The following is a 25,749-nucleotide window of genomic DNA, read 5'->3' as shown; positions in this document are numbered from 1 at the left end:
CTGAAGGATTAGGATTATCACCCGTAAACAGGTCAAGATTAGGTACTAAATCAATGTACCCTTTAACTAGAATTACTCCCAAAGGAGTCCGCTTAGTAAGCTAAGCACGAGGTCAGGGACTTTACTACAACTTGTATTCTCACATATAAATTGACATTTGTCACCATATTATTCACAATAGTTACCATCTATATTACAAGTAAGGAGTTTGGCACTTAATGATATACAAAAACACTACAATTTTTGACTTTGAAACTACCGGACTCGACCCTCATAGAGATAGAATAATCGAAGTCGCTTTAATAAGAATCAGAGAAGGTAAAACAATTGGGAATTTAAGCTATTTAATTAATCCAAAAATGGATATTCCCAAGAAGATAAGTGACTTAACTGGAATTACAAATAATGAGGTCATCTATTGTCCAACAATTGAGCAAATATTCCCTTGGTTAATGTCTATCATAGGTGACAGTTTACTTGTTGCCCATAATGCTTTATTTGATTTAAGTTTTTTGGAGGAAAACAACAAAAGAATAAGAGGGAAATCAATTGGTAACAACTTTATTGATACTAGAGCTATTTGTATTGATTCTTTTCCCTATGAATCTCATCGACTTGATCTTATGTGCAATAAATTCGGAATAGCACTCGAAGGTGCACATCGTGCATCAAACGATGTAATTGCAACATGGACATTACTTGAGAATTTAAATAAAAAAATAAATTTGAATGGGTATTTAAATAAAATTTACTATTTTAAAAAATACGGAGAACCTAATTGGTCACCAAATTATGCAAACATCATCGGACTCTAAATTCTTAGCTCTTATACTAGTAATTAATACAATTTATAAAAAAATATGACATTTAATAATCTAAGGTAACATTGATTGATATAAAAAACTATATCAGCTTATTTAACTAGATAATTTTTTCTGCCAAATGATAATATGCTTGAGAGTCTAAAATAAAAGCTTTTAACTTCACTTTAATTATTTTAACAGCATCGTTGTACACTTTAACTTCAGCACCATATTCGTTTTCAATGTCATTTAATTCTATTGAGTTGAATTTCATCTCATTTTCAATTGCAGTGATGTGATAAGGAAATCTCGATTTAATTTCAAATGAAATCTCGTTCTCTAATAAATATTGTTCAAACTTATGATCATCCTCCTCTTCTAAGAAGTCGATAAGGTCACTAAAATACTGATTTATAAACGTATTATAATAATCGTTAAGAAATCTTCGATAAGTAATTGATGAGCTTAAATTCATAACAGCACCTCCTATAGAAATTAATAATCTTACGAGAACCTTATCTACACATTTCTTAATCTTTGATTCTTGTTGTATGACTGAAGCACATCCAATCCTCGGAAAGAATCAAACAATCCCTTAACTAACTCGTGCTTTTCCTTCGCTGTTAAATAACGGAGGCTTTCACTTTCTAGAATCGTTCGTTCGATAAACCCAGTAAGTTCACGGTTTCCTACTGCAGAAGTCACATCAAGCCCTGCACGAATCTCACTACGCAGCGCCCTGAACATCTCCTCATTCATGGATATTCTTCCCTGTAAAAACTAATGGGTGTGCTGGCTCTACAATCCGCTTGCACAACTGCAAGATCTCCTGCTGAAATTGTGGAGAGTTCAAAAAGAGCTCCTCACGGTGTTGCAGCGTCCATGATGGGATAAAGGGATATACACCTTCAATGATAATTCCTTCAGGAGGCACCCATTCTTCCAAACGATCCACTGCAAAATTCACTACAAATTTACTCTTCTCCTTCACATGGGGGGGCATGCCAGAGTTAGGAGCGGTGCAATGCGACAGCCATCTCATAGTCTTATACATGCTTACATCATCATTTTTCAGGACCCAAAGTAGAATCCCACTTCGCTGCAGCACAGCTTTCGCACGCTCTTCCTCGATGCTGCCGGTGTCCACAATAACAACATCAAAGTTTCTCTCCGCAACCAGCCGCTCTAACAAATCCAGCGTATCTTGCAAAGTCATCTGCAGCATTTCCTTCACATTAATAACTGGTCTGAAAGCAGCAGTTCGGAGGTGATCATATCTAATGAAGTATTGTCCTAATTCGATCGTATCCGCTTCAGCCTTGTCTCGATTGGCCTTTATTTCATACAGCAGCCGCTCTAGTCCAGGCGTATAACCTGCAGGGATTCTGAGAAACAACCCACTGCTGTCTATACTCTCAAGGTTCAGATAGAAAACCGAAAGGCCCATTTCACCAAGCTGCTTCGCCATATTCAATGCTATCGTTGTTTTGCCCATGTTGCCGCTGGCAGAGACAACCCCCAGCAACAGCGTTTCATCTAGCACAGAAGATCCTCTACCTCTCTGAACTTCACATAACTGGAGAAATGCTTCAAGGAGGGAAGGAAGCGCCTGATATTTGGCAATCATCACTCCCCCTCCCAGACTCTTAACACTCTTACCGAGATAACCTCCATCCTCACTCAAAACTGCCCATGGAACCGTGCTTTTCCCCTCTACTAGCCAAGCCTCGATAAAAGAAGAGTCCCCCACAACAGCATCCGGGATGTCCTCTCCCCTCATAAATTCGATAAAAGCATCCATTCGGCTAAAAGCCGTAATACGCAGCATTTCTCCGTACTCGCTGTGATGAAGATAGTGCAATAATGGTTCGATATATTGACTTTCACGCACTGCGAGCACAATCCTTGCCGCCATGAAACCACGCTCCTTTCGATAAGAAGAAATGCATTATTTCCTCAAAAAAAGACAGCAAAAAAAGCACCGACAATAACCGTGGATACGGTAATTGAACGGTGCTTCCGTTACTATTCCTTTAATTTACAGCTATAGTAGCATATATATAAGAAGGCAGCAATAAGTTTTTTCACACACTAGCTGGATACTATACTCTCATCTTATCTTCGCGCCAGTTTTTAATGGCAGACCGAATATCAGCAGGGTTGAGCTTCTCCTTCACCGCCCGCTGACACAGTGCTGAAAACTCATCATCACCCGCATAACGTAGCGCTATAATTTGGGCTATTTCAAGCTCTGGGCTCAAAGCTTCGCCTGTCAGACGGAAATAGCGAAACTGCTCTTCCACCCTCACCACGCGGTCCTGATTTTTTGTCGCATATATACGAATTCTTGTAATCGCAAAAAGTAAGCATAAGGACATACCGAATAACAGCATTGGCACCGTTAAAGCACCATCATCACGTATCTCTTGAACAGCATAAATCGCCGACCACACAAACAAAATTAGCGCAAGCGGCATCGTCACAAAATGAAAAGGCCAATCAAAACGCATAAATCCCTTGGGCTTCCCTTTATTCATAATTCATCTCCATATTTTATATGACTTGTATAGCGCTTAAAGCTTGGTCTCGCCGGGAATTGCCACAATAAAGGGCTTGTTGTTCTCCCAGTTCAGCGACTTCCCTGATACTTTAGTCGTTCCATCCGCATTAACGATTCCGCAAATAATCTGACTTCCCCATACACTCGTATAATAATAGGCATAGGATGGGGCTAAAACAGGGGCTTTACCATATTCCTTCGCAATGGGGTGTCCGAATATCGCGGTAAAATCTTTTTTATCAGCCTCTTTCGAATTGTCCAAAGCTGCTTCCCATACGACTGTTCTAATGTTGTCTTTAATCTCATAATACGATACAAAATGCCCATAGATTATGAAATATCCATCAGATCTGCCTTCAGGAAAATAATACGATATAGACAACGCTTCATTGTCACCCGTTAATTGGGACGGTTCTCTTTCTTCAACCGGGAATTGTAAAGCAGCAATGCGGGAAACTACCAAGTCCCTACTATTATAATTCTGCACAAGCTTCGCATTTGCACGTTCCTGAACCCAGACAGTATTCGTAGTAGCATCTACCGTTACTCTTGCTCCAAGAGCTTCCGCAATAAATCTCAGCGGCACCGTAACTCTTCCATCCATGATGCTAGCAGGTGCATCCAGTTGTACAGATTCGGAGTTCTTCCACGCCGTTCGAGAACCCACAGCAAGCTTAATCTTCATGGAGTCTCTAACGATCGTTACTTGCTTTGTACGGGCTTCCCACTGAATAGAAGTATTCTTGAAGCTCTCAAAAGCCTTCAGCGGAACCATCGTCTGTCCAGAGACGATTTGCACGCCGTAATTCACGTTCGAATTATTCACCATTACCTTGAGCTTAGCATCTGCGGATACCGTTCCCATCGTACCTAAAGAAGCTAGCATAACTATTAATAGATAAAGTCCTGCCTTTCGCAACATCCCTTCATCCCTCGCTAAACGTCCTTAACTATACCAAATTATGGTTACATTATAACATCTAGCCAAATCCAGGATTACAAAAATCTTTGTTTGATCTCCGGTGTTGGGAGCAGACATTGCTCATCGCGCCCGAACCAACGGTAACGATTCCTTGCAACATAGCGGTAAAGGATGTTCCGTATTGGGCGCGGCACTACAATAAAGAAATACGCAGCAGGCCAAGGCCATCTCAATCTACGTGCAATCCGCAGTACAGCAGCCGACTCTGTATAATACACACCGTTCTCCAGCAATACAACTGTGTTCAACTGCCCAGGTTGAAGTCCAGCCTCACTCATTAGCTTAGCGGCAATTTCACTTTGTAAAGGGGCGAATAGAAATTTAGCCTTGGGATCACGCGGGATGATGAAACGAATCAAACCTTGGCAAAGATGACACACCCCATCAATCAACACAATGGACTTATTTTGCATAATGTTCAGCTCCTCGTTCATAGCTCCCCCTCCCTATAAAGATAAGTGTATCGCATATTTTGGGTAAACAAAAACGCGGGATAGAATCCCGCGCCAACATGTACCGTTCTTTAATTATTCAGCAATTGCCTTTTCAATCCATTGATCACCGATCATTTGTCCTTCGAAATCAGCAGTGAATGCCTCCATGCATTTACAGATGAAATCTTTGCGGCAAATTGGACATGGAGTTTTAAGCAGGCGGCTGATGTTCGTCATTTTCCATTCCGGAAACCGATTATAAAACGCACGGCACTCCGTTCCATCAGCAAGCTTGATAATGAACTCGTACAATCCTTCCTTATCGTTGCTGCTGGCTTTGGTCACATTCGTAATATTCGGTCTGTAAGACATCTTCATCACCCATTATTTAAATTTTTGGTTGTAAATTGCACACGCAACATATTCTCAGATACTTAGACATATTAAAGAATTTTAAGAGTGATGTCAACCAAAGACGCCTAACACGGAGGCTATTTATTGCTCTTTTCTGATCAACGCCTTTATTCAGTCATTATTTCCATAAAATATATACAGATACATTTAATTTATGATCATTCATTTTGCTGTGATTTGATAAACCGAATGGGCGTTAATGGTTCATAGAATTTTCTTATTTGGCTCACCCTCATTAATAGTGTACAATTAAATTGCGATAAATTAAAATTAGGAATTACAAAGGAGGTGGCATCCATGAGTATTTATGATTTTGAGGTCAACACTCTTCGGGGTGCAGAAGAATCATTGTCCAAGTACAAAGGTAAAGTACTCCTTGTTGTGAATACAGCTAGCAAATGTGGGTTTACGCCTCAGTATAAAGGGCTTCAGGAAGTGTACGAGAAATTTAAGGATCGTGGATTCGAAGTACTTGGTTTCCCAAGCAATCAGTTTGCTGGCCAAGAGCCTGGCGAAAGTGATGAAATTGCAGAATACTGCGAGATTAACTATGGAGTAACTTTCCCAATGTTTGAGAAGATTGATGTAAAAGGTGATGAAGCACACCCATTATTCAAATACTTATCAAAGGAAGCACCTGGTGTTCTAGGCTCAAAAAGCGTGAAATGGAATTTCACCAAGTTCCTGGTGGATCAAGAAGGCCGTGTCCTTAAGCGTTTTGCTCCTAAAACTACTCCTCAGCAGATCGAATCCTATATCTCCAAGCTTCTGAAATAATCCATTCAATAAGAAATTTAAAAAAAGGATACTGGCCACATCACTCAGCCCACTAGGTGATATGCGGTCAGTATCCTTTTGTCATTATCCAATATACGAAAATACAGCTTTCCGATTGCTCGTTAAGCATAAAAAAGAAGCCTTGCATCGCAAGGCTTCTTTCGTCATTCTGTATGCGGTAGAGAGGACTCGAACCTCCACGGGTATACACCCACTACCCCCTCAAGATAGCGTGTCTGCCATTCCACCACTACCGCGCGGTGAGATAAAACATAAAACTTTGTTTGAGGTCAACATTCATTATTATAAATGTACTTCCCCGAAATGTAAAGGCGTTGATTTAAGAATTTTCGTCAGCCCATTTCTGCTTACGATATTCAGTGAATGCTAGGTATTCTTTAATGAATTCCTTTTCCTCTGGAAGCAGTTTATTCGTTCGATCTTCATTCAACTTTGCTTCTCCGAAATCATAGTCCTCATTGCTCTCTTTCAATATTTCAGATGTATTTCTACCTAAAATAAGCCAGTCCAGACTTACATGAAAAAAAGCGCCGATCTCAATTAATTTATGTGTTCCCGGAGTAGATTTGCCCCGCTTCCAATCTCCCATATTACCTGTGCTTATATTTAACTGCTCGCAGAATGATTTCTTGGTGAGACCTTTTTGCTTAATTAAGTACTCTATACGTTCGTATATGGTCTGCATCCGTAAACCGCCCTTCACAAAAAAAATAAAAAAGACTTATTTAAGTAATTACCTATTGCAAAATAACGTAAAAAAGTATATAATTGGTGTTACTATGTATTATCCGATTATATCATATGGTTAGAGTGACGATAAGAGGCGACTCAGGTGACAAGTGTCTGATGTAATGCCGTCTGACCCCTTAATTAACATGTCATCCCGAAGGATCTCTAGGAGGGAGCGGTGACTTTTGTCAAAATGCTTATCATCTTCCATTATCCATTCACTTGAATATCTGCCGCACAATGCAGTGGTCATCAACAGCCAAGGAGTTATCCAGTTCACCAACAGGAAGTGGAAAGCATTTAGTCATGAATATGGCCTCTCCCCTCACAAACAATGGATTGGAGCTTATTATTCGGAGCTTCTGCAAGATGTGATCATCGATTCCGATCAATGGGCCAAGCTTTATGATTCGGTGAAAATTATACTCCGCAGAGAGCAACAGATTTATACCTCTGAGTTCATCATTCAAACCGCCTATAAAGGGACGCGAATCTTTCGATTGGAAATCTATCCGCTGCTCTCTGATTATTACCTAGAAGCTGCTTTTATAATTTCTCTATATGATTTGGGTGTATTTATAGAAGGAACTAAGATGTCGGGGATCACAAGCATCTGTTCGACATGTCAGCCAACACAAGAGTTAATCCCCATCTGCGCTTCCTGCAAATCCATTCGAAATTCTAAGGATGAATGGATCAACATTGAACATTTTTTAAAACATCAGCTTTCTCTGCAATTCACCCATGATATTTGCCCAGACTGTGTCAGACAGCTCTATCCCCAATATGCAAGAGCATTCAAGAACTAATCAACTTGTTTAACCCTATAAAAAAAAGTAAGAAAACCTCTGCGAAGCAAAGGATTTCTTACTTTTTATTTGTATGCGGTAGAGAGGACTCGAACCTCCACGGGTATACACCCACTACCCCCTCAAGATAGCGTGTCTGCCATTCCACCACTACCGCATAATATGACCCGTATGGGATTCGAACCCATGTTACCTCCGTGAAAGGGAGGTGTCTTAACCCCTTGACCAACGGGCCTTAGCAAGGTTGTCTTAACGTGACAACAAAAATTATGATACCAGAAATATAAGGACATGGCAAGCACTTTTTTTCATATCACTTCAGCCTATAGCATTCTTCGATTCTTCAATCATCTCTATATCCCAATCACGTCTAATCCTTGCCTTGATCACCTCATATTGTTCCCTGGAGTCGCTGTGTATCTCATGAACATAAAGAAGCTTCCTTCTAGGACCATGATCCTCGTAACGAATAGAAAAATTCACGCCGCAAGACCGTTATAATAAGACATATCTCCTTGATGTGTAAACGAAAGTATAGCTGTCTGTGTAAGAACAAGAGATATTAAGGAGGCTGCTAGATTGGATATAACATTTGTCTCATTGGTACATACAAAAAAACTTATTCCCAACCGATAAACGGAAGGAGAATAAGCTGTAAGCTGTTCATTTTTTCCCTTTTAATTCTTTAATCTGCATCATATGATGCCGGTCATGCGATATAAAATCCTTTAAATAGGACTCAAAGGAAAACCTTCCGTCAACATATTTCCCCGAGTATTTCCCCTCTTCAAGGTTACTTATACAATCTAATAGTAAGTTACGATACTTCATAGTCAATTCTATTAATTCATCTTTGGTTTTTGTCTTACCATATGTAACAGCATCATTATTGAATTGATCGTAATCAATAAGTTGAAGTGTTATCGCTTTATCACATGCTATCGGTTCTATCGTCGATTCATAGAAGTATTTATCCCATAAAATAATATGACTAACAACATCATGAATTGTCCATTTTCCTTCAGCGATGGGTGTTTTCCAATCTAAATCAATAATTTCTAGAACAAATCCATTCCATTCCTTAAACTGATTTAGCAAATCTGATCTGTTATTCATTGGTACATCTCCTTTTTTAGTAAACATCTTTAACAGCATTTATTAATACTCTCTTGATACATTATCTCAATAGCAAACTGTTATATGGGTACTCTCACGGTTTTTTTGAAAGCTCTATTAGTGCATTTTTTGCCGTAATTGAAGAATATCTTGATTGATTTCTTTACTATGATTAAAGAGTAGATGTTTTTCAAGGAGCAAGATAATATCATCAAAGTACGGCAAATCATATCCGAAATATGGATCCAAGTACCTGTCCAAACAAAATAATAGACCTCTCTTTTCTAACTTATCCAGTTAAATATGCCCTTGCTATATAATGTAAACCAACTCCTCTGACTACAAATTATGCTTCCTTCCAATTTCCCGCTTCATAAATATATTTATATCACTTATCGCATCTAATATTATCCCTCTATGGATTTCGTTATATCTTAATTCTTTTAAAATGATTGGTTTTACTAGTCTCTTATCTAATCGACCTTTAGTTCTTGCTATATGCGCTAAACCAAAAATTGAATTAGCTCTCACTCTTGCATCCTCATGCTGAGCTAGTTTAATACATATATCCTGAGCAAACTTCCAACTATGATGATAAAGACCAACTGAAATTGGCAAGTAAATTAGTTCTTCTAATTCTTGTCTAAATAAAATCTCTCTGATTTCATGATCGGTATATTCTTCTATATGTTTATAGATACGTTTCATATCCATTAACTCCTAGAGAAACAAATTTAGGTTGAATCATATCTCTATTTTATATATATGTAATCGATAAACCCTTGCCGTATCCATTCGCCTTCAAACTTTCTTTCAAGCACTCGATCTTCTTTATATATTAATTGCATATCAGAAAACATAGAGTCCGCCTCATCATAATCATAATAAGAGTGAATTACTAATTCATCATCTTCCATTTGCTCATACTGATGTTCTCCTAAATCAACTCCGTCACCGACTCGAAAATCCTTGATAGTTAAAAAATTAACAAATAATAAGCCACCAGGTTTTAGCACCCGTTTCAATTCATTTATTGCTTCTTTCACATCTTGTTTTTTCATATAAAAAATAGAATTATACGAATACACAAAACTCATCGACTCATCGTTTAATGCCAACTGTCTCATGTCACCCTGATATATGTTTAAATTCTGCCCTCTTTCTGCTGCGAACTGATTAGCTCTGTTCATTTGTTCAACATTCATCTCTATTCCATATGTAGCGTATCCATAATTCGCAAACAAACTTAGTGGAGGAGTATCCCCTCCTGCCCCACAATCTAAAATGGTCTTTTCCATGCCACTTTCATTACATAATGCCAAAAATCTGTACAAGGGTATTTGTTTAAAAAGCTCCACAGTTGTTTCTCTCCTTTGATTTTAGGTTTATGCCTTCCTCAAGCCACCTTAATCATAGCTAAGATCCTTCTTGTAGTAAAAGTGTTTACTTCCAAGCGGAGCATCTTCGATAGTTGCAATTACTTTATATCCATACTTCTTATAAAATTCGGGCGCTTGAAAACTGAATGTATCTAATTTGATAAAAGTACATTTCTTTGCTTTGGCAACTTTCTCTGCTTCTTCCAATAATCTTTTCCCGTAACCTTGACTACGATAGTTATCATCCACCCACAAAATACCAATTTCCATCCAATTCCAACATATCGCACTGTTGATACCGGCAACAATATCTCCGTTATCATCCTTCAAGCATAAATTTATCTCCTCATAAATGCCGTTTGGTACTTGTTTAGAGTTAAATTCAATAAGTTTTTTTCTGACGTAATCTGTTTCTTCATATGTGCTATAAAATATCTTAGGATTAATCGACATAAGTTCCTCCTGATGGTTTATCTCTAACATCGAATCCCCGCAATCCCAAAAGTCTCATTTATAACTTTCTCGTACTCATCCCATTTAAAATAAAAAGGCCCAACATCAATAGCTTTATTGCTGGGTTCCAGTTTGAAATCTCTCCATATGATAAGATCCTCTTCTTTCTCAATAAATACGGATATAAAGCCACACTCTTCATCTCCACACCAAGGGCAGACTAATATTGGGTATCTGTAGTACATATATTCATGCATTTGGTTTAATAAAAAATAGTTAATCATTTTCCTTTGATGCTCTTCACTCCCCCACCCGAGGGATGGAACCATGTCATGTCTTTTCAGCATTTGATAAAGAGACCTGCCATCAATTATTATGTCAGCAAATTTGGTATTTTTATTTCCTTCTTGATCCGGATCAAAACTATCATATCTACTTGAAGGTTTAGTTTGTAATTGATTTAAAGTTTTCATGTTCCCTCCGTTAAATTTCTTTCAGTAATATGAATGTTGCGTTAGCTGATATAGCTGGATTCATGAAACTTAACAAGTAAACATTCGCCTTTTCCACTCTATTCACCTTCCAAAATATTGAATTTGATCACTGATAATTCAGATTAAAAAAGACAAATCACTACTTAGAGTGATCTGCCCCCGGTACTTCCTCTATTCTATGTATGTCGCATTTAGCCACAGCAAATAAATTCGCACAACAAAAAAAGAGCCTCCATAATGGAAGCTCTTCTTATGTAATTCAGAACGGAGAGAGTGGGATTCGAACCCACGCACCGCTTACGCAGTCTAACCCCTTAGCAGAGGGTCCCCTTATAGCCACTTGGGTATCTCTCCATAAAAATGGCTCCCCGAACAGGACTCGAACCTGTGACAACTCGATTAACAGTCGAGTGCTCTACCAACTGAGCTATCAGGGAACATTAGAAGTAAATTAGAAGTGAACATGAATTAATTTATCATGATTTCAAGATCTAGTCAAGCAGGTAAAATAATTTTTGTGATCGTTTTCAAATTCATGCATTATTTCTGCCATTAGCTAGATTTAAGAGGAGATTAATCCCCCCCTTTGTTTATACGTAACACCATTCCCCGTCTTGCGGAAGCTGTACTCGATCCTGTAGCTCCTCCTTCTCCAAGTGAGCTCTTAGCTTATCCCTGGTAACAAGGCAATGGTTGATGGCGTCCATGTGTACAGCGATCACCTTAGTAGAAGAAGCATATTCGCATAAGTCTACGACATCCTGCTCATTCATTGTGATATGACCTCCGATTAAAAACTGCGCTCCACCAGCATTAACGATCGTCACCTCAGGTTTAAAGGCATCGAGTGCAATCTTCACCTCATCACACCAAATCGTGTCTCCTGCCAAATACACAACTGGTTCGTTTTCCGCCTGAAAGACAAACCCGGATACCTTCCCCATCAGCTTGCCAATCTCTCCGGTTCCATGCTGTCCACCGGTACGTGTTATAGTTACTCCTTGGAATGTCAGCTTATCGGTGATTTCCGAGACGTTCTCAAATCCCTGCTCTACTAGGGTATCCCTGTCCCCCTCCTGACAAAATAACGGTAGATTATGCGGCAGCAAGGAAACGGCAGCGGCATCCCAATGATCCTGATGAAGATGTGTGATAAGAATTGCATTAGGACTCAGCCATTGTTCTACGGCTCCCGGCAAAGGAACGAGCGGATTGCGGCGATCATTTTCAGTATTTAAAATAGGTGGATTAGCACCTTGCTCACTCAACATAGGATCAATTAAAAATGTACTACCACCATACTCTAGCCATAGGGTCGCGTTGCGAATATGCTGTATTTTCATCGGAAGCCCTTCTTTCTTTCAGATATCTTCTGCTACAATTAATTATAGTTGGACCTTGAAACAGAATACATTGAGATTGGAAAGAGATTGGCCCGTTCTACTTTCACGCAGAAAGGATTTTAAATAATGACGAGTTCTTATTCCATAGATGATGTGGATTTTCGCATCTTACAGCTTCTAATTGATGATTCCACGATCAGTCACAGAGACATTGGGCAGCAAGTGCATATGACAGGCCAAGCTGTGGGCGCGCGAATTCGCAAAATGCAGGACACCGGAGTGATTGAAGGCTACACTGTCCGCTGGAATCCAGATAAAGTTGGTGAGGCGATCAATGCCTTTATAACGGTCTTTCTAGGTTCGAATACGGTACATCCAGCCTTTCAAACATTCGCAAAGCAGCATGACAGCGTAAAAGAAATGCATCGCGTCAGTGGAGAAGGCTGCTATTGGATACGTGTTCGTACGGGAAGCCAAGAGGATTTGAATAACTTTCTCGACGAGCTGCTAAAGTTCGGAAATTACAGAGTCAATTTATCGATGGGGAAGCTTAAATAAGGCTGTATCGCCTATGAGGCCGCTATCGGAGCCAGTTGACCTTTTACGCAGCATAATCGAATATTTGGCATACTAACGGACCCTCTAGTCGCTATTGGCATGAAAATCACCAAATATGTTCTGGCAGACAGCCTTCGTCCAAAAAACGCAGAGCAGCTATTCTCCAATTACTGGAGAATAGCTGCTCTTTTAGTAGAAATTTAATTCAATAATCCGGCAGCTTTAAGTAATCTTGCTAGGATCACAGCTGCCTCTGCACGGCTAGTATCACTGCCAGGCGCAAAGCTATCTGCCGATTGGCCTTTCATGATTCCTTTTGCTGTCAAGACATTCACAGCCTCTTTAGCCCAAGAAGAAATAGTAGACGAATCTGTGAATGCATCTATCGCAGGGTTAACTCCAGATTCTCCAGCTCCAAGGTTTAACAGCTTTAGTGCCCTAGTTGCCATAATAGCCATTTGCTCCCGTGTAATAGGGGCGTTCGGACGGAAGGTTCCATCCTCATAGCCTTGAACCAGTCCTAAGGCTGCCGCAGCTTTGGTGTCTGCAGCATACCATGATAAATCAGACACATCACTGAAGGTCTTCGTTGTGTTCGCAGCGGCTAAGCCTAAAGAGCGAATTAGCATAGCTGCGAACTCAGCACGACTAACGGAATTCTGAGGTGCAAAGTTATCTGTGGATTGTCCGGTCAAGATCAGTCGACTGGCAAGCGTTTCGATCTCGTTCTTTGCCCAGTGTGAAGAAATATCTCCAAAAGTTACAGGATGTTGTGCAACGACGAATATCCCGCTAGCACTGCTGCTCTTAACAGTAACCTTGGTCATCCCACCTACGATCTCGAATAATGCAGGTACATAACGGAAAGAACCCGTCTGCTCATCGTAAATAAGGACTACTCCCGTCTTTACAACCAGTGCTCCCTCCATCATAAATGTACGATCTACATACGTAGTGCCGAACCCATTAGCAGGTACAGTGTTTTTGCCATCTGTGACCTTTAAGGTGACACTTGCCGGAGTTCCTTGCACATTAAAACCTTGCTGCTGCTTAGCCTTGGCAAGCAGTTGTTCCAATCCTTTTCCGCTTAGCGGATTTAGTTGGAACTCTAAAGTGCCTGCCGGCATTTGTGCCGCTTTCAGCACGCTCTCCACGAGTCCTAACGGGAAGCGATAGCTCATATCGCCACTGGCAATGACAAGCACCGCATTCGGGCTAAGTGCTGCTGCATTGCGTAGAGCTTCTGCGCTAAAGCGAGCTATACCATCTCCGTTAGCTGAAATCTCGATAAGAGCTTGCCCAGCAGTCGCCTTAGCTTTTAGCTGCGCATCATGATTAGCAGCTGGTGTTGGCGTTGGTGTAGCGACAGGTGTAACAGGATTTACTGACCCCGCCGGATCAGGAGTACTCGTTGGTTCAGTCGGATCCACAGGATCCGTCCCACCATTAGGTAACACCACCTCAACTGTATACACCCTCTTATCGTTGCCAACAGTTACCGTGAAGTCTGTGCTTCCCGCTTTAACTCCATGAATACTGTTGTTTGTAAAAGTAGCAATGTCACTGCTCATAAAATTAAGTGTAGCTTGTGTAGTAATATCCGCTCCTTCTTTGTCCAACACCTGAAGAATAGCTGACTTTCCTTGTTCTAGTACAACAGGTCCGCTCTGTCCATCTGCTAGCTTGATGGAGAAAGGTTTAACAGCTGTGGCTATCCCTTGGTTCTGTTCAATGATGCTAAAGTCAGGAGATGCATTGGACAGGAGGTTCATCCGTTCACCACGAATAATCAAGTTGTCGACGAGCAGGTTACCTTTCAGATTTTTCGTTACTTCTATACCGCTCGTACCTGCACCGTCTAATACATTATTCGTCAGAACAACTCCATCAATCGTCGTGAGGGCACTTCCCTCCAGATTACCGTGGGCAATCAGGCCAGAATAGGTGCTGTCGAGCGCCATATTGTTACGGATGAGTACTTTTCCTTTTAGGTTGCTCTCACCAGCGTACAGCCATAACGCACCGAGGTTTACCCCGTAGCCCGAATCATAACTACCTGTGCGAAGCAATGTATTCCGCTCAACGATAGTCGTTCCTTGGAACGGCTCTGCGGAGAAACGGGTAGATACAGCGATCCCGGCTCCGTTAGTTACAGTATCTTTTACCACGTTATCTTGAACTTTGTTATCTTTACCACCGAAGACCACAATGTTATCGGCCAACCATGGCAGTGAGACGTTATTAAAACGTGCCGTATTGTTATAGCTAAATGTCCGTTCCGCGCCATTCACTTCATTCAATTTGGTATCTGTGAACGACCACATCGCAATACCATCATCCCCTGGATAGCGGATGTCACTTTGTTCCATCATGCTGTTGCCAGTGCCTACAGCAAAGTTAATTCCATCCGCCATCAGATTGCGGATTCGAAGACCTGCCATATACAGACCATTCGTACGAGCCTTCTCACCAATAGGTTGTGTTAACCACAAGCCTGCTTTGGTATGTTCAATCCATATGTTCTGAATGACCGAGCCTTGGCCAAAAGCACCATGGAAGGCGTTAGTGAACGCTTCATCGTCCCGTACATTAATGCCACCTTCAATCAATAGATCGTATACGCCAACCTTGCCACCGTGACCGTAAAATTTGGCGCCATTCAGAACCGTATACCACATGCCTGCTCCACGGATTTCGGCTGTATCCAGATCCAGCAGACCCTCTCCGACATTAAAGGTACCTACCGGGAACCAAACCCCTTTCCCTGTTGCCTTCGCTTCGGCAAGCGCTGCCTTAAAGGCTGCGGTATCATCTCCCTCATCATTGGCTACCGCTCCAAAATCCGTTACAGAAATAAAGCCGGCAGGGCGAGTCAACTCAGGGGCTACCTGCTCCATATCCACCAAGTCGATGACGTATGAAGTCGCTTGGTCTCCTGTTCCTTTCTCTAAACGAATGGTTGCTCCGGCAGGAGCATCGCCAATCAGAGCATGAATTTCATCAAAAAAGCGATGTCCACTACCTTGACGAGGATCATTTGACCATGGGTAGCTACCATATTCCCAAGCATATTTTGAAGTCAAATTAAGCTGTTTCTTAACTCCATTTACATATAGAGTCAGTGTTTCTTCAGCACCAGCACCATCCGAACTGTCCGGAATGGAATAGCGCAGAACAATAGAATTAGCTGCTTCTGCAAGCTTGAACTCTATATAGTCCCCAGTATTCTTCAAGGCGACGGCTTGTCGTCCAGAAGCCTCAGAAGCCATAGTGCGATATTTCCGCGAAGGACCGATTAGTGTTCCGTTAGTCACTGCATCCTCAGCTTCATAGCTAATATAAGGAACTGTTGCCCCGCGGTAAACTTTGTTCACGCTATTTTTTACTGTCAGGCTATCAATGCCTACTTTATTCCAATCGATATTGTCGTTGCTTAGAGAAACGGTGTTGATTCCTGCACGCAGCTGCAGCTTCACCTGTACAGTCTTCCAAGAGGAAGTCTTGACCACGTTAACTTTATCTGATTCCTTCAGGCCGTTCACCTCAAGCAACAGATCTGTTACATCACTGGAAGTATTCTTGTAACGAACAACGGCATCATATTCACCGGCTTGCTGGGCATTGACTGCAAACCGTATAACATGATCTCCTTGGAATGCTTCTCCTCCTGCATACATTGCATCTGTAGGGATAGGCAGGAAGCTCCAAAGAGTGCTATCGGTTCCCACAGCAGAACCAAGTTGAACAGCTGATGCGTCGTGAGTAAGATAGGCTGTATTATCCGCACTTAACAGGAGCTTGTAGCCTAACTTCTCTTCCAGCGTCCACTGGGAACGTTCTGTTTCCCCAGAAGCTAACAAGACGGCTTGGTCTACTTCATTTAAAGAAAGATAATGTTTGGTCTGAACATTCATTATGCGTTTACGTCCATTTACATCTTGGATGATCCATTGGGTGTGAGCCGCCGTGTCGGAGGCTTCTGCATATACGAGTGCCCCTTCTTGTTCAGCCAATACTTTACCAGTCAGCCCTTTCGGCACGATCGTTATAATGTTGGTATCATTCTGAACTGGAGTTGTTGTATTGTTATTGCGCAGTTCTCCAGACGGAGTAGTAAACTCCTGCTGAGCCGCTTCAAGTGTCCATTGAGCTAAGCCGTCACTCACTAGTAGGAGCGCACGTTCAGCATATCCTGTCTTATTCGCAATGTTTATTAATTCATCGTCGTATTCTCCATAGAGACTACGAATGGTGTAGTGCGTATAATCGGAAGCCAAGCTTACTTCCCAAGCAGATGCTCCGTCTATAGCCGGTTCCGCGCTACTGCTCTCCAAGTATGAATAATCTCCATTCAATGTTAAATAATGGCCTGTTGCTCGATTGATAATCGTTTGTTTGCCGTCCTGCACAGATATATTCCAATGCGAGAATCCATTCTCTGCTGACGGCTGCCCGTACAGAACAACTCCGTGTTCATTCTCGTATAAATACTCCCCGCTGCTTGCATTCTTAAATCTTACAGGGTAAGCAGGGATAGGTGGCGCAATCGCTTCAACGGCTTCAGCGGCAAAATGAGCACTGTTTCTATCCGCTGCATCGGGAGCCTTACTGATCTTTATAATCGGATTCCCATTCTCATCAGAAGCCCCATACATATAGTGGCCAGCCCATCCACTCTTGAAAGTAGTCAGACCTGAAGGCTGCATATCCACAATCCACTTAATGCTGCCCCATACATCATAGACGGTTTGCAGTGTCTGAACGGCAACATTAGGCTCAATCTCATCTACTGCACCACCTATATGCTCCAGGGAGAGGTAACGTCCAGTACCTTTATTTTTAATCTTCACAGATCCATTGCTGCCAGCTATTTCTTGCAGCTGCCAGACAAAGGTATCGTCATTCATATCAAGTGAACCATAAGTAGCCTGACCTACTGTTACATCCTCGTTCGCAGCAGCTAAAGCTACAGGATTTGGATCAGCGGTTGCAGATTCCGACTTATCCTGCGGCACCACTGCTTCAGTGTCCTGCGAATCATAGACAGCTTCGGTGACTGTCTTAGATTCTAGCAATTTCTCTAGTACATCTGGAGAAGTCAACAAAGGACCATCCTTAAGATATTGATCCTCACCATTTACAGCGTCTAGCTTGAAGCGGAACAAGTCCGGCTTTTTCTCAGTAACGGTAACAAATCGCCACTGTGGGCTGCCCCAGCCTGGATTGATCACACCATACTCGGCGTATTTAGTGAGATTTTGAAGTGAAATAAACTTCTCAGGAAATTTATTAGGTTCCTTATCGAGAACACTGCTGATTACGTATGTGTTGTCGCCAATATTTTTACCTGTCCAGATAAATTCCCGCTCCACATTATTCCTGTCTGGAAGCTCAGTGACCTGGATATGGCCATCTGGCATATTCATTGTGTTAATGTAGTGACCTGTTTTCTTGTTCTTGAATAACTTACGGCCATTATATTTCTCAATCAGCCATTGATCGGAGCCATCCTTTTGCATATTTCCATATTTCAAGAGACCATCAGCAGATTCATACCAATAAAAAGACTTCCAGCCATTTTGAATACGATAATATGGAATGGTGCCATCTGTTGGTGTGTTAGGGTCTAGAAGCTGCCACTGGGCGCTTAATGAAGTCGCATCCCCACTTGCTCCAGCACTGTCTCCACCCAAGGTAGATAGATAGATGCCTTTGCTCTCAACATTTTCTAGTGTCAGATAATCATCATAATCATCAGAATCTTTAAAATTCCATTGATCCGATGGTTGGCTTCCGCTGATCTGCTCAGCCTTGGCTGTGCCATCACTATACGAAAGGTAATGATTAGTTGCTGCATTACGGATACGTTTATTACCGTCATAATCCTCTATATACCATAGATAATCGGATGAATCAGCAGTATCTGGAGCAATTAATCCGTGCTTAAGTGCACCGTTTGCGGATTCATACAAGAAATCTGTAGCTACTTGTGCATCTGTATAAGTTGCCAAGCGTACCGGCTGCAACTCGGAAATAGGGACAACTGTCCACTGGGCATTATGACTGGTTGCTTCACCCGGCCAGCTGTTAGAGCGCACGTTGTTATCTTCCTCAAACTGAGGATTCAGCCATAAAGGCTTAACTCCGTCGGTTAATCCTTTATTACTTAAGGTAATAAAACCCGCTCCATCCGCGCCTGGTGCATCTTCTTTCACCCATTCACTTAGCATCACCTTGTCCGGATCGATTTCTTGCGAAAAAACTCCAGCCCAAGTCACTTCATTTTGCTTAATATAATGACCCGTCTCACGGTTTCGAATCATCAGTGTTCCGTCGTCCGTTCCCGGCTCAAGAAACCACTGGGCAGCCTCATTCTTCAAAGGCTGTTTACCGTAAAGTACATTTCCTTTCTCCTCATACATCACCTGACCGGGACGCATCCGGCTTTCCAACCGTACAGGTACTGTTCCTGCGTTAGGATCGATAAAAGCCCACTGCGGACTCTCAAACGTAATATTGATATCCGAGCTTACTTGCGCATAACCAAGCTGATTCTCCTCGTGGATAACCAGCTTACTCTCAGGCACGCTCGCGCTTCGGATGATCATGTATCCGTTTCTATTGGAAGTATCGATCAACCATTGATCCGTAACACTTCCAGCTCCTTGGAGATCTGCCGCCTTAAGCGTATCCTCTTTGCCGTTATTACCAGCCATTGTAATGTAGTGGCCCGTCTTCACATTCTTAATTCGTGACAGACCATTTACCGTCTCCACTGTCCAATGCGATGATGTGTCCGCTGGATTGGTCATGCCATAACGCACGATACCATCAGACGTTTCATATAAGAAATTATTTTTCCACTTATTCTTGATGAGTACTGTCCCTGATGGAATTAGCCCTGCGCCTGTTCCTCCAACCCCTTCTGCTCCTACGGAACCGCTACCGATTCCCATCACAGGCAAGCTTGAGAAAATCAGCAGCATCGCGAGCAGACCCGCCATCGCGGACCTGAATCGTTTCATAAATGTGCCCCCTCTACCTAATATGGACTTCCCTTCCATCTTAAGTTGGTAACGCTTACAAAACGATGTGTGATTTTATCCATAAAAAGGTGTATTTGTACGGATCTCCCGATAGGCCTGAGTACTACTGAAAATTGACAAATCCGCTGAACCCGATGATAGTTAATTTAATTAGAAACAAGCATTCATAAATGGAGGTACATATGAAATTCAAAATGGAATCACCTAAAATAACAGATCCAGAAGCTCTACTCCCTGAGCAAATATACTCGCTGCAAACCAAAGATGAATTCAGTCGTTGCAGCATAAGCGATACAGTTATTGATAATCAAGAAGCTAACAAGGTCAGCTTTGATCAAGTGGTTTTTAAAAATGTTACGATCATCGAGTCGTCCTTAACTGGGATTGAACTGATGGATGTAATTTTTGAGCGATGCGATCTATCCAATGTGGATTTTACGAATGCAATTGTTCATCGAACCGAATTCAGGAACTGCAAACTCATCGGTACGGACTTCACAAGAGGCAGATTCCAGAATGTTCGCGTGGTAGATTGTATCGGGGATTTCGCAACCTTTCGAATGGCTAATCTGAAGCAGGTTGCTTTTGAGAATAGTTCATTGATGAGCTCTGATTACTACCAATCGAATTTCCAGAAAGTCAGCTTCAGCGAATGTAATATTGATCAAGCCACATTGTCAGGATCAAAGCTTAACGGGATCGATCTTAGTGACTGCGAGTTTAGTGGCTTGATCGTGGATATACAAGATTTGGAGGGATGTATCATTTCGCCTCAGCAAGCTGTTTCCTTTGTTGGATTGATGGGTCTGGTTATAAAATAACGTGCTGTTCGACTTACTGGACTTCCAGCGCTAGCAGCTTCAGCTTACCCGAACATTTGCCGCAGCGGTAGCGCTTGGGGTCTACTTTTCGCTTACGCGGATACTCCATAGCACATGCTGTACAGATCAGCTTGTACCGGTAAGGGAGTGACTTTCGAGCTTTCGCACCCGGCAATGTCTGACAGTAGCGACTCCCGCCGACTTGTGCCAGCAGTCTTTTGAAATCAGTGTCACGATGCATATACCCTCGCTTCGCCAAATGCAGATGATAATGGCAGAGCTCGTGTTTTATAATCTTCTCCGTCTCTTCTCTACCGAACATAGCAAGCTGATGGGGATTAATCTCTATATTATGGCTCTTGGTAAAATATCGACCGCCTGTTGAAGATAATCGGCTGTTAAAGCTTGCCTTGTGCCTAAAGGGTACGCCAAAGCTGTCCCGTGATACCTGCTCAATCCACAGCTGCAGCTCTTCGTTGCTCATCGTTTCCATAGCGTTCTATCACAAGTCCTTTCCACGGGAATTAAGATCTCTACTTGAATTGTAACTTGTGCATAGGCTAAACTGTCAAGAAGGAAGACAAGTACGGAGGGAGAATGACCAATGCCGAAAATGCGGTATGTAATTTTGCAGCAACATCAAGAATTGCAATTCGTGGAAATGCCCGAGGAATATGCGTACCAGCTAAGTGCGCTCAATTTACGTCTAAACAAAGAAATCGACAAGCTGACAGCCGATAATGTACCGGATCTGCCCTTAGCTATTGCTGAGTGTGATTCATTGGATCTGCTACGCGAAGATTACTCCCTGGAGTCCGGTCTGGATTATATCAATAGATTGGAACAGGCCTTTGCCTCTGTTCAGGAGCAAAAGAACTATCCACTCATCTCCCTGCTGACCGAGATTCGGGCGCTGCAAGCTCAATTAGAGCAGTGGTACGAAGAGGAAGCAGAAAGCATTCTGTAAATCGTCACCTTTAGGCTCATTTCTCCATATGCTAACTTACGTAAGCAGTTAGAGGAGTGATACCCTTGCCACAGTGGCTCTGCCATCAACTGATGAAAGCCTATTACAAAAAAGACCGCCGTCAGATCAAGCTGCTGAACGAGTGCTGGTTCTTTTATCGTAATTCTGCGGAATCACCGGATTCCATCCAGAGAAATTTATAGGATTCGTTAAATTCAAAAATCCATCCCGCTACTTACAGGGGATGGATTTTTGTATAGGATTCGTTGGAATCCGAATTAGAACATAGGGAATACATATCTGACCAAGAAGAAAAGTGCTCCGAAAAAAATAATAATATAAGCAGCATATTTAATAAAGGTAGATGCGACAACACTGGAATCCGATTTCCGTTGCACCTCTGTATGCTCCACTTCAACGCTTCTATCTTTATAGCCCGGTTCCATCATCAATCTCTCCTTTCGAATATAGGCTGGTAGATAGTCTCCATTAACCCGGGGCTTTCAGAGTTGAAACAAAATTCCAAATCGAACCAGTTATTTTCCGGCATCATGAAACTGCTTTATTTCTTTTATGATTCCAAGCACATCGCCTTGTGAATTCGAGCTCCCTGATGGTTCGGCTCCAAGTGCAACGCTTCTTCAAATCGTTCTTTCGCTTCTGCCATTTTCCCTAAGCCTAATAAACCTAAACCCATCATGAACAAGCAATGAATTTGATTTCGTCTATTCAGATCATCCTCAAATACGAGGAAATCAGGTAAGGATACGGCAAAATAATCAATCTTCACCTCATCAAAGAGATGTCTTTCTGCGAAATCGATCAGCTTATTAAAACGCCGGTTCGCTTCCTTCGGATGATTCAGCTGTACCCATGCTAAGCCCTGATAGAAGATCATTTCTGGCGGCTGATCGTTGTAGTACATCGCGCTGGCTGGTTCTTTCAAGCCTTGAGACGCAATCGCCCAGTGTCGTGCAGCTTCTTGCATCTTGCCTAATCCGTTATAAGCCACACCAAGCTCGTAATACACATTATTCTCTTGCGCACCATCGAGCTTACCCTCACCTAAATTCTCTGGATAATGAAGCGCACGTGTTAATAATGAGATAGCCTCTTCATATTGGCCTACCTGATTCGCCTGCTTACTCAGTTCAACAAGCGCCAAAACATATTGCCCCGTAGCTTTCCCTTCGCCACCTTCCCATGGATGGAATTGGCGTCGTAATAGAACTGACAAAGCAACTTCATACTTGCTAAGCAAATTCAGTAAGGTCACATATTCAAGGTATAGATCATCCCGCTTCTCCACCAGCTCCATATGCAGCTGCAGTCTTGCCATCCGCTCCTGAGCAGAAACACCCATCTTCTTATACAATTGGTCCAGCTCGTAGAATACTCTCGCATCATTCGTATTGCACTGGAAAGCTTGTTCAAGTGACTGCAAGGAAGCCTCAGCATCATTACGCTTATTGTAATAAGCAAGCGCAAGGTTACGATGAACCGTCGGGAAACGATCATCAAGCGCGACGGATTGCTCCCAATGGCGAATGGCATCGTCGGTACGTTTTTTATCATAGAATAGATTTCCTAGATAATAATGAGCCTTACTATCTAGCGGATTGCAGGCAATCGCGCTTTCTAATACCTGCAGCTCAAACAAGCTGTTCGGGAAGCAATAATCAGAAGATGCTGCTTGAGCAAGCTGAAGCTGCGCTGTCGCCTCTTCCTCACGGCCCATTTTCTCGTGTACATAAGCCAATGTGTAATGCACCATCGGATAATTGGGTTCATTCGATGTCCTACGAATTTGCTCTAACACCTGTGCAGCTTCCGCGAACAATCCACTACCTGCATAATCGGAAGCTAGATTTAAATAGTTATGCACATCGTTTCGCATGAACCGTGCAAGCTTCATCTGAGCCTCAGCTGCTTCCTCTTGTCGCCCGAGCAATGTAAGCGTAAGCACTCTCTCATACGCTGCCCCGAAGTCCGCGATATCTAGTTTCAATGTCTCCTCTGCGAATGTAATCGCCTCAGAGTAACGTCCAAGCTTGCGTAAAAGTACTGTTTTTACATGTCTTGATTTATAGTTTCTTGTGTTACGTGCCAAAGCTCTAGTTGCGAGTTCCAACGCTTCTTCATACGCCCCACGTTCACAAGCAATTTGACTCAATGCATAGTATCCACTGTCTTGAAATGCTGCAGACCATACCGCCTTGTAGAAGGCAGCAAATGCTTCTTCCTTGCGATCCTGCAGTCTGAGAACTACACCAAGCTGATAGTATGCTTCACTATCATATGGATTCGGATTGCGCCAAGTCAGCGATCGTATAGCCGTACGGAAATGATTTTCCGCTTGCTTGAACAATCCTCGACGAAGCAGCAGTGTCCCATAAGCCACATTAAGCCGAATATCGGATGCATCTCTTCTTAAGCCTTCTTCATAATAATGCCCTGGCTCGAACGTAGCATGACGGTATTGTTCCAAGTGAACTCCAGCCAAATACAACTGCTCTGTGCTTTTTAATTCTTCCGGTAGTGGAAGTGGCTTGGCTGCATCTGGAACCTGTTCAATGCTAGGCTTCGCTGGACGATAAGATATGAGGCTGTTTCCGTTCACATCAAACACCGTTAGGATTAAGTGATGCGGCTGATCCACTTTATCTAACGTAATGACAGATTTATAGGTTAATTCTGGAGAGAGCGTAACGGTATCTTTCACGTACGTTCTATGCTGTCCTCTAAGTTCAATAACCGCTCCCTCGAATACCGAAGTTCCATAGGCCATCACAGTGGCAGTCCATAAAGTCTCATCCACCTCAAGATTAACGGCGGCATCAATAGAAGCATTTTTCACAACACCGATGTTCTTATATGGCATGAAATATTGTGTGAATGACTTCTCTTCATACGGCTGGAGCCAAGTGAAATCCGGTTGATTATCCGTAAATACCCCTGTCATTAATTCAATATAGGGTCCGTCCTCATCGGTTAAATTACGGTCCCACGCTTGACCAAATTCGCCGTTCCCCCAAGTCCACTGCTTTTTACCTGGGGATACATGGTGATTCGCTACGTGAAGCAGACCCGCTTCAACCCCATGATCATAACCACCCACGAAATTATAATCGGATTTGTACGCCATGTATGACGTAGGAACAGGAATATTTTTATAGCGTGAAATATCTACGCCTTCGGAATAGTCCATCTTGTAATACGTTCCTGTTGCAATAGGGAATCTGGACACATCACGCTTACCATGGTCGAATACGGCTGTGACATCCGGTGGAAATACCGATTGCGTATGGTCATTGACTGCAACCGCAGGGTTTGCCCACCATAAGAAGGTTTGTGGCTCCGAAGTTCGGTTATATAGCTGTGCTGTAACTTCGAGATAGGCTTTTCCAGGATGCAGCCTGAAGCCCGTTGTGACCTTCGTTCCATACATCCGGTCAATTTCACTCACCCATACGGTTGCACTGCCATCTTCATTCTCCGTAATTACATGCTCCACAGGGCCAAACGTGTTCGGACGATGATGCTGCGGCCAGTTAAATTCAATTCCACCTGAAATCCATGGTCCTGTCAGACCAACAAGCGCAGGTTTAATCACGCGATTATAGTAAACAAAATCATAATTGTTCGTCTTATCCAGAGCACGATAGATACGGCCGCCAATTTCAGGCATGATCTCGATGCGTACATATTCATTTTCGAGCATTACCATCTGATACGATTTCATTTCTTTCTCATCCATAATTTTATCAACCACAGGATGTGGATATACTCGCCCCGAGCTGCCTTGATAGACTCGCTTCTCGAGGAACATTGGATTTTTATCGGGTTCACCTGTTTCATAGGTAGGAATTTCAACCATTTCCTCCCATATGCGGACGCTGTTCGTTAAGATTGCAGAAGGCTCTTTCATACTCATTTCGTTCTCTCCTCCTTCGTGATATAGCTCTAATTTATCGTTGTATGCGCTTTTAAACAATTGACGATAATCTGTAACTGATGGACAATATTCTTATCCTAAAAATAAT

At 42.3% G+C, this 25,749-nt stretch carries 25 protein-coding genes and 5 tRNA genes; 7 read left to right on the top strand and 23 right to left on the bottom strand.

Annotation, left to right across the window (positions count from 1 at the left end):
• The first annotated feature begins 218 nt into the window (after positions 1–218).
• On the top strand, positions 219–815 hold the full coding sequence (locus tag MHI27_RS06075) for a PolC-type DNA polymerase III (protein ID WP_405175826.1): 597 nt from the start codon (positions 219–221) through the stop codon (positions 813–815).
• 106 nt (positions 816–921) lie between these two features.
• Here the strand turns inward: MHI27_RS06075 and MHI27_RS06070 are convergent, their stop codons facing one another.
• From MHI27_RS06070 to MHI27_RS06040, 7 genes are all read right to left on the bottom strand, one after another.
• A complete protein-coding gene (locus MHI27_RS06070) occupies positions 922–1,278 on the bottom strand; it encodes a hypothetical protein (RefSeq protein WP_405175825.1) in 357 nt (118 codons plus the stop codon).
• Positions 1,279–1,322: 44 nt separating this feature from the next.
• A complete protein-coding gene (locus MHI27_RS06065; protein WP_405175824.1) occupies positions 1,323–1,562 on the bottom strand; it encodes a hypothetical protein in 240 nt (79 codons plus the stop codon).
• Positions 1,555–2,718: a hypothetical protein gene (locus MHI27_RS06060; RefSeq protein ID WP_405175823.1), complete on the bottom strand. Its 1,164-nt coding sequence runs from the start codon at positions 2,716–2,718 to the stop codon at positions 1,555–1,557. Before MHI27_RS06060 ends, MHI27_RS06065 begins: the two co-directional genes overlap by 8 nt.
• A gap of 187 nt (positions 2,719–2,905) precedes the next feature.
• Positions 2,906–3,340: a DUF6526 family protein gene (locus MHI27_RS06055; protein ID WP_405175822.1), complete on the bottom strand. Its 435-nt coding sequence runs from the start codon at positions 3,338–3,340 to the stop codon at positions 2,906–2,908.
• A 36-nt stretch (positions 3,341–3,376) separates the two neighbouring features.
• A complete protein-coding gene (locus MHI27_RS06050) occupies positions 3,377–4,285 on the bottom strand; it encodes a copper amine oxidase N-terminal domain-containing protein (RefSeq protein ID WP_405175821.1) in 909 nt (302 codons plus the stop codon).
• Between the two features lie 74 nt (positions 4,286–4,359).
• Entirely contained in the window at positions 4,360–4,779 is a 420-nt protein-coding gene (locus MHI27_RS06045; RefSeq protein ID WP_042185526.1) for a thiol-disulfide oxidoreductase DCC family protein, read from the bottom strand.
• Between the two features lie 93 nt (positions 4,780–4,872).
• Positions 4,873–5,151, bottom strand: coding sequence for a hypothetical protein (locus MHI27_RS06040; protein WP_042124803.1), 279 nt, complete (start codon positions 5,149–5,151; stop codon positions 4,873–4,875).
• 339 nt (positions 5,152–5,490) lie between these two features.
• Here MHI27_RS06040 and MHI27_RS06035 point away from each other — a divergent pair, with 339 nt between their 5' ends.
• Entirely contained in the window at positions 5,491–5,970 is a 480-nt protein-coding gene (locus tag MHI27_RS06035) for a glutathione peroxidase (RefSeq protein ID WP_042124801.1), read from the top strand.
• 174 nt (positions 5,971–6,144) lie between these two features.
• Here MHI27_RS06035 and MHI27_RS06030 read toward each other — a convergent pair.
• Positions 6,145–6,227 (bottom strand) — tRNA-Leu (locus MHI27_RS06030).
• Positions 6,228–6,310: 83 nt separating this feature from the next.
• Positions 6,311–6,676 carry a helix-turn-helix domain-containing protein gene (locus MHI27_RS06025; RefSeq protein WP_076284054.1) on the bottom strand — a complete coding sequence of 122 codons (366 nt, stop codon included), beginning with the start codon at positions 6,674–6,676 and terminating at the stop codon, positions 6,311–6,313.
• A 229-nt stretch (positions 6,677–6,905) separates the two neighbouring features.
• Here MHI27_RS06025 and MHI27_RS06020 point away from each other — a divergent pair, with 229 nt between their 5' ends.
• A complete protein-coding gene (locus MHI27_RS06020) occupies positions 6,906–7,529 on the top strand; it encodes a hypothetical protein (RefSeq protein WP_076284053.1) in 624 nt (207 codons plus the stop codon).
• 74 nt (positions 7,530–7,603) lie between these two features.
• Here MHI27_RS06020 and MHI27_RS06015 read toward each other — a convergent pair.
• From MHI27_RS06015 to MHI27_RS05970, 10 genes are all read right to left on the bottom strand, one after another.
• Positions 7,604–7,686: transfer RNA gene (locus MHI27_RS06015), tRNA-Leu, on the bottom strand.
• Positions 7,687–7,692: 6 nt separating this feature from the next.
• A tRNA-Glu gene (locus MHI27_RS06010) sits at positions 7,693–7,764 on the bottom strand.
• A gap of 428 nt (positions 7,765–8,192) precedes the next feature.
• Positions 8,193–8,645, bottom strand: coding sequence for a DinB family protein (locus tag MHI27_RS06005; RefSeq protein WP_341127360.1), 453 nt, complete (start codon positions 8,643–8,645; stop codon positions 8,193–8,195).
• A 339-nt stretch (positions 8,646–8,984) separates the two neighbouring features.
• Positions 8,985–9,353 (bottom strand): hypothetical protein, encoded by a 369-nt coding sequence (locus MHI27_RS06000; protein WP_405175820.1) that lies wholly within the window; start codon positions 9,351–9,353, stop codon positions 8,985–8,987.
• Positions 9,354–9,397: 44 nt separating this feature from the next.
• Positions 9,398–10,003, bottom strand: coding sequence for a class I SAM-dependent methyltransferase (locus MHI27_RS05995; RefSeq protein ID WP_405175819.1), 606 nt, complete (start codon positions 10,001–10,003; stop codon positions 9,398–9,400).
• Positions 10,004–10,051: 48 nt separating this feature from the next.
• Positions 10,052–10,477 (bottom strand): GNAT family N-acetyltransferase, encoded by a 426-nt coding sequence (locus tag MHI27_RS05990; protein WP_405175818.1) that lies wholly within the window; start codon positions 10,475–10,477, stop codon positions 10,052–10,054.
• A gap of 23 nt (positions 10,478–10,500) precedes the next feature.
• Positions 10,501–10,950: an oxidoreductase gene (locus MHI27_RS05985; RefSeq protein ID WP_405175817.1), complete on the bottom strand. Its 450-nt coding sequence runs from the start codon at positions 10,948–10,950 to the stop codon at positions 10,501–10,503.
• 286 nt (positions 10,951–11,236) lie between these two features.
• Positions 11,237–11,325, bottom strand: a tRNA-Ser gene (locus tag MHI27_RS05980).
• 7 nt (positions 11,326–11,332) lie between these two features.
• Positions 11,333–11,408: transfer RNA gene (locus MHI27_RS05975), tRNA-Asn, on the bottom strand.
• Between the two features lie 153 nt (positions 11,409–11,561).
• Positions 11,562–12,314 (bottom strand): MBL fold metallo-hydrolase, encoded by a 753-nt coding sequence (locus tag MHI27_RS05970; RefSeq protein ID WP_405175816.1) that lies wholly within the window; start codon positions 12,312–12,314, stop codon positions 11,562–11,564.
• Between the two features lie 126 nt (positions 12,315–12,440).
• On the opposite strand from MHI27_RS05970, the gene MHI27_RS05965 reads away from it, so the two are divergent.
• Positions 12,441–12,872: an Lrp/AsnC family transcriptional regulator gene (locus MHI27_RS05965; protein WP_149645207.1), complete on the top strand. Its 432-nt coding sequence runs from the start codon at positions 12,441–12,443 to the stop codon at positions 12,870–12,872.
• A gap of 200 nt (positions 12,873–13,072) precedes the next feature.
• Here the strand turns inward: MHI27_RS05965 and MHI27_RS05960 are convergent, their stop codons facing one another.
• Positions 13,073–19,897, bottom strand: a complete 6,825-nt coding sequence (locus tag MHI27_RS05960; RefSeq protein WP_405175815.1) for an S-layer homology domain-containing protein — start codon at positions 19,895–19,897, stop codon at positions 13,073–13,075.
• A gap of 203 nt (positions 19,898–20,100) precedes the next feature.
• Between MHI27_RS05960 and MHI27_RS05955 the strand changes: the two genes are divergently transcribed.
• Positions 20,101–20,739, top strand: coding sequence for a pentapeptide repeat-containing protein (locus tag MHI27_RS05955; protein ID WP_405175814.1), 639 nt, complete (start codon positions 20,101–20,103; stop codon positions 20,737–20,739).
• Positions 20,740–20,752: 13 nt separating this feature from the next.
• Here MHI27_RS05955 and MHI27_RS05950 read toward each other — a convergent pair whose 3' ends face one another.
• Positions 20,753–21,223, bottom strand: coding sequence for a SprT family protein (locus tag MHI27_RS05950; RefSeq protein WP_081382729.1), 471 nt, complete (start codon positions 21,221–21,223; stop codon positions 20,753–20,755).
• Positions 21,224–21,343: 120 nt separating this feature from the next.
• On the opposite strand from MHI27_RS05950, the gene MHI27_RS05945 reads away from it, so the two are divergent.
• Together MHI27_RS05945 and cmpA are read left to right on the top strand one after the other, a co-directional pair.
• Positions 21,344–21,706, top strand: coding sequence for a hypothetical protein (locus tag MHI27_RS05945; RefSeq protein ID WP_042124766.1), 363 nt, complete (start codon positions 21,344–21,346; stop codon positions 21,704–21,706).
• A gap of 65 nt (positions 21,707–21,771) precedes the next feature.
• A complete protein-coding gene (gene cmpA, locus MHI27_RS05940; RefSeq protein WP_094874036.1) occupies positions 21,772–21,909 on the top strand; it encodes a cortex morphogenetic protein CmpA in 138 nt (45 codons plus the stop codon).
• A gap of 75 nt (positions 21,910–21,984) precedes the next feature.
• Here the strand turns inward: cmpA and MHI27_RS05935 are convergent, their stop codons facing one another.
• A complete protein-coding gene (locus MHI27_RS05935) occupies positions 21,985–22,155 on the bottom strand; it encodes a hypothetical protein (RefSeq protein WP_156113060.1) in 171 nt (56 codons plus the stop codon).
• 122 nt (positions 22,156–22,277) lie between these two features.
• Positions 22,278–25,640, bottom strand: coding sequence for a DUF5107 domain-containing protein (locus MHI27_RS05930; RefSeq protein ID WP_405175813.1), 3,363 nt, complete (start codon positions 25,638–25,640; stop codon positions 22,278–22,280).
• Between the last annotated feature and the right edge of the window lie 109 nt (positions 25,641–25,749).

This window comes from Paenibacillus sp. FSL H8-0261 (genome assembly GCF_045040645.1).
Classification (GTDB): Bacteria; Bacillota; Bacilli; order Paenibacillales; family Paenibacillaceae; genus Paenibacillus_AQ.
Note: the sequence above shows the minus strand (reverse complement) of the source record. Positions and strands in the feature narration are given on the sequence as shown.

Coding starts and splice junctions, on each gene's coding strand:
- MHI27_RS06075 (WP_405175826.1), top strand. CDS start 219: ATGATATACAAAAACACTACAATTTTTGACTTTGAAACTACCGGACTC.
- MHI27_RS05930 (WP_405175813.1), bottom strand. CDS start 25,640: ATGAGTATGAAAGAGCCTTCTGCAATCTTAACGAACAGCGTCCGCATA.
- MHI27_RS05935 (WP_156113060.1), bottom strand. CDS start 22,155: ATGATGGAACCGGGCTATAAAGATAGAAGCGTTGAAGTGGAGCATACA.
- MHI27_RS06050 (WP_405175821.1), bottom strand. CDS start 4,285: ATGTTGCGAAAGGCAGGACTTTATCTATTAATAGTTATGCTAGCTTCT.
- MHI27_RS05970 (WP_405175816.1), bottom strand. CDS start 12,314: ATGAAAATACAGCATATTCGCAACGCGACCCTATGGCTAGAGTATGGT.
- MHI27_RS05950 (WP_081382729.1), bottom strand. CDS start 21,223: ATGAGCAACGAAGAGCTGCAGCTGTGGATTGAGCAGGTATCACGGGAC.
- MHI27_RS06065 (WP_405175824.1), bottom strand. CDS start 1,562: ATGAATGAGGAGATGTTCAGGGCGCTGCGTAGTGAGATTCGTGCAGGG.
- MHI27_RS06005 (WP_341127360.1), bottom strand. CDS start 8,645: ATGAATAACAGATCAGATTTGCTAAATCAGTTTAAGGAATGGAATGGA.
- MHI27_RS06025 (WP_076284054.1), bottom strand. CDS start 6,676: ATGCAGACCATATACGAACGTATAGAGTACTTAATTAAGCAAAAAGGT.
- MHI27_RS06000 (WP_405175820.1), bottom strand. CDS start 9,353: ATGAAACGTATCTATAAACATATAGAAGAATATACCGATCATGAAATC.
- MHI27_RS06060 (WP_405175823.1), bottom strand. CDS start 2,718: ATGGCGGCAAGGATTGTGCTCGCAGTGCGTGAAAGTCAATATATCGAA.
- MHI27_RS06045 (WP_042185526.1), bottom strand. CDS start 4,779: ATGAACGAGGAGCTGAACATTATGCAAAATAAGTCCATTGTGTTGATT.
- MHI27_RS06070 (WP_405175825.1), bottom strand. CDS start 1,278: ATGAATTTAAGCTCATCAATTACTTATCGAAGATTTCTTAACGATTAT.
- MHI27_RS05985 (WP_405175817.1), bottom strand. CDS start 10,950: ATGAAAACTTTAAATCAATTACAAACTAAACCTTCAAGTAGATATGAT.
- MHI27_RS06055 (WP_405175822.1), bottom strand. CDS start 3,340: ATGAATAAAGGGAAGCCCAAGGGATTTATGCGTTTTGATTGGCCTTTT.
- MHI27_RS05955 (WP_405175814.1), top strand. CDS start 20,101: ATGAAATTCAAAATGGAATCACCTAAAATAACAGATCCAGAAGCTCTA.
- MHI27_RS06040 (WP_042124803.1), bottom strand. CDS start 5,151: ATGTCTTACAGACCGAATATTACGAATGTGACCAAAGCCAGCAGCAAC.
- MHI27_RS05990 (WP_405175818.1), bottom strand. CDS start 10,477: ATGTCGATTAATCCTAAGATATTTTATAGCACATATGAAGAAACAGAT.
- MHI27_RS05960 (WP_405175815.1), bottom strand. CDS start 19,897: ATGAAACGATTCAGGTCCGCGATGGCGGGTCTGCTCGCGATGCTGCTG.
- MHI27_RS05965 (WP_149645207.1), top strand. CDS start 12,441: ATGACGAGTTCTTATTCCATAGATGATGTGGATTTTCGCATCTTACAG.
- MHI27_RS05945 (WP_042124766.1), top strand. CDS start 21,344: ATGCCGAAAATGCGGTATGTAATTTTGCAGCAACATCAAGAATTGCAA.
- MHI27_RS06035 (WP_042124801.1), top strand. CDS start 5,491: ATGAGTATTTATGATTTTGAGGTCAACACTCTTCGGGGTGCAGAAGAA.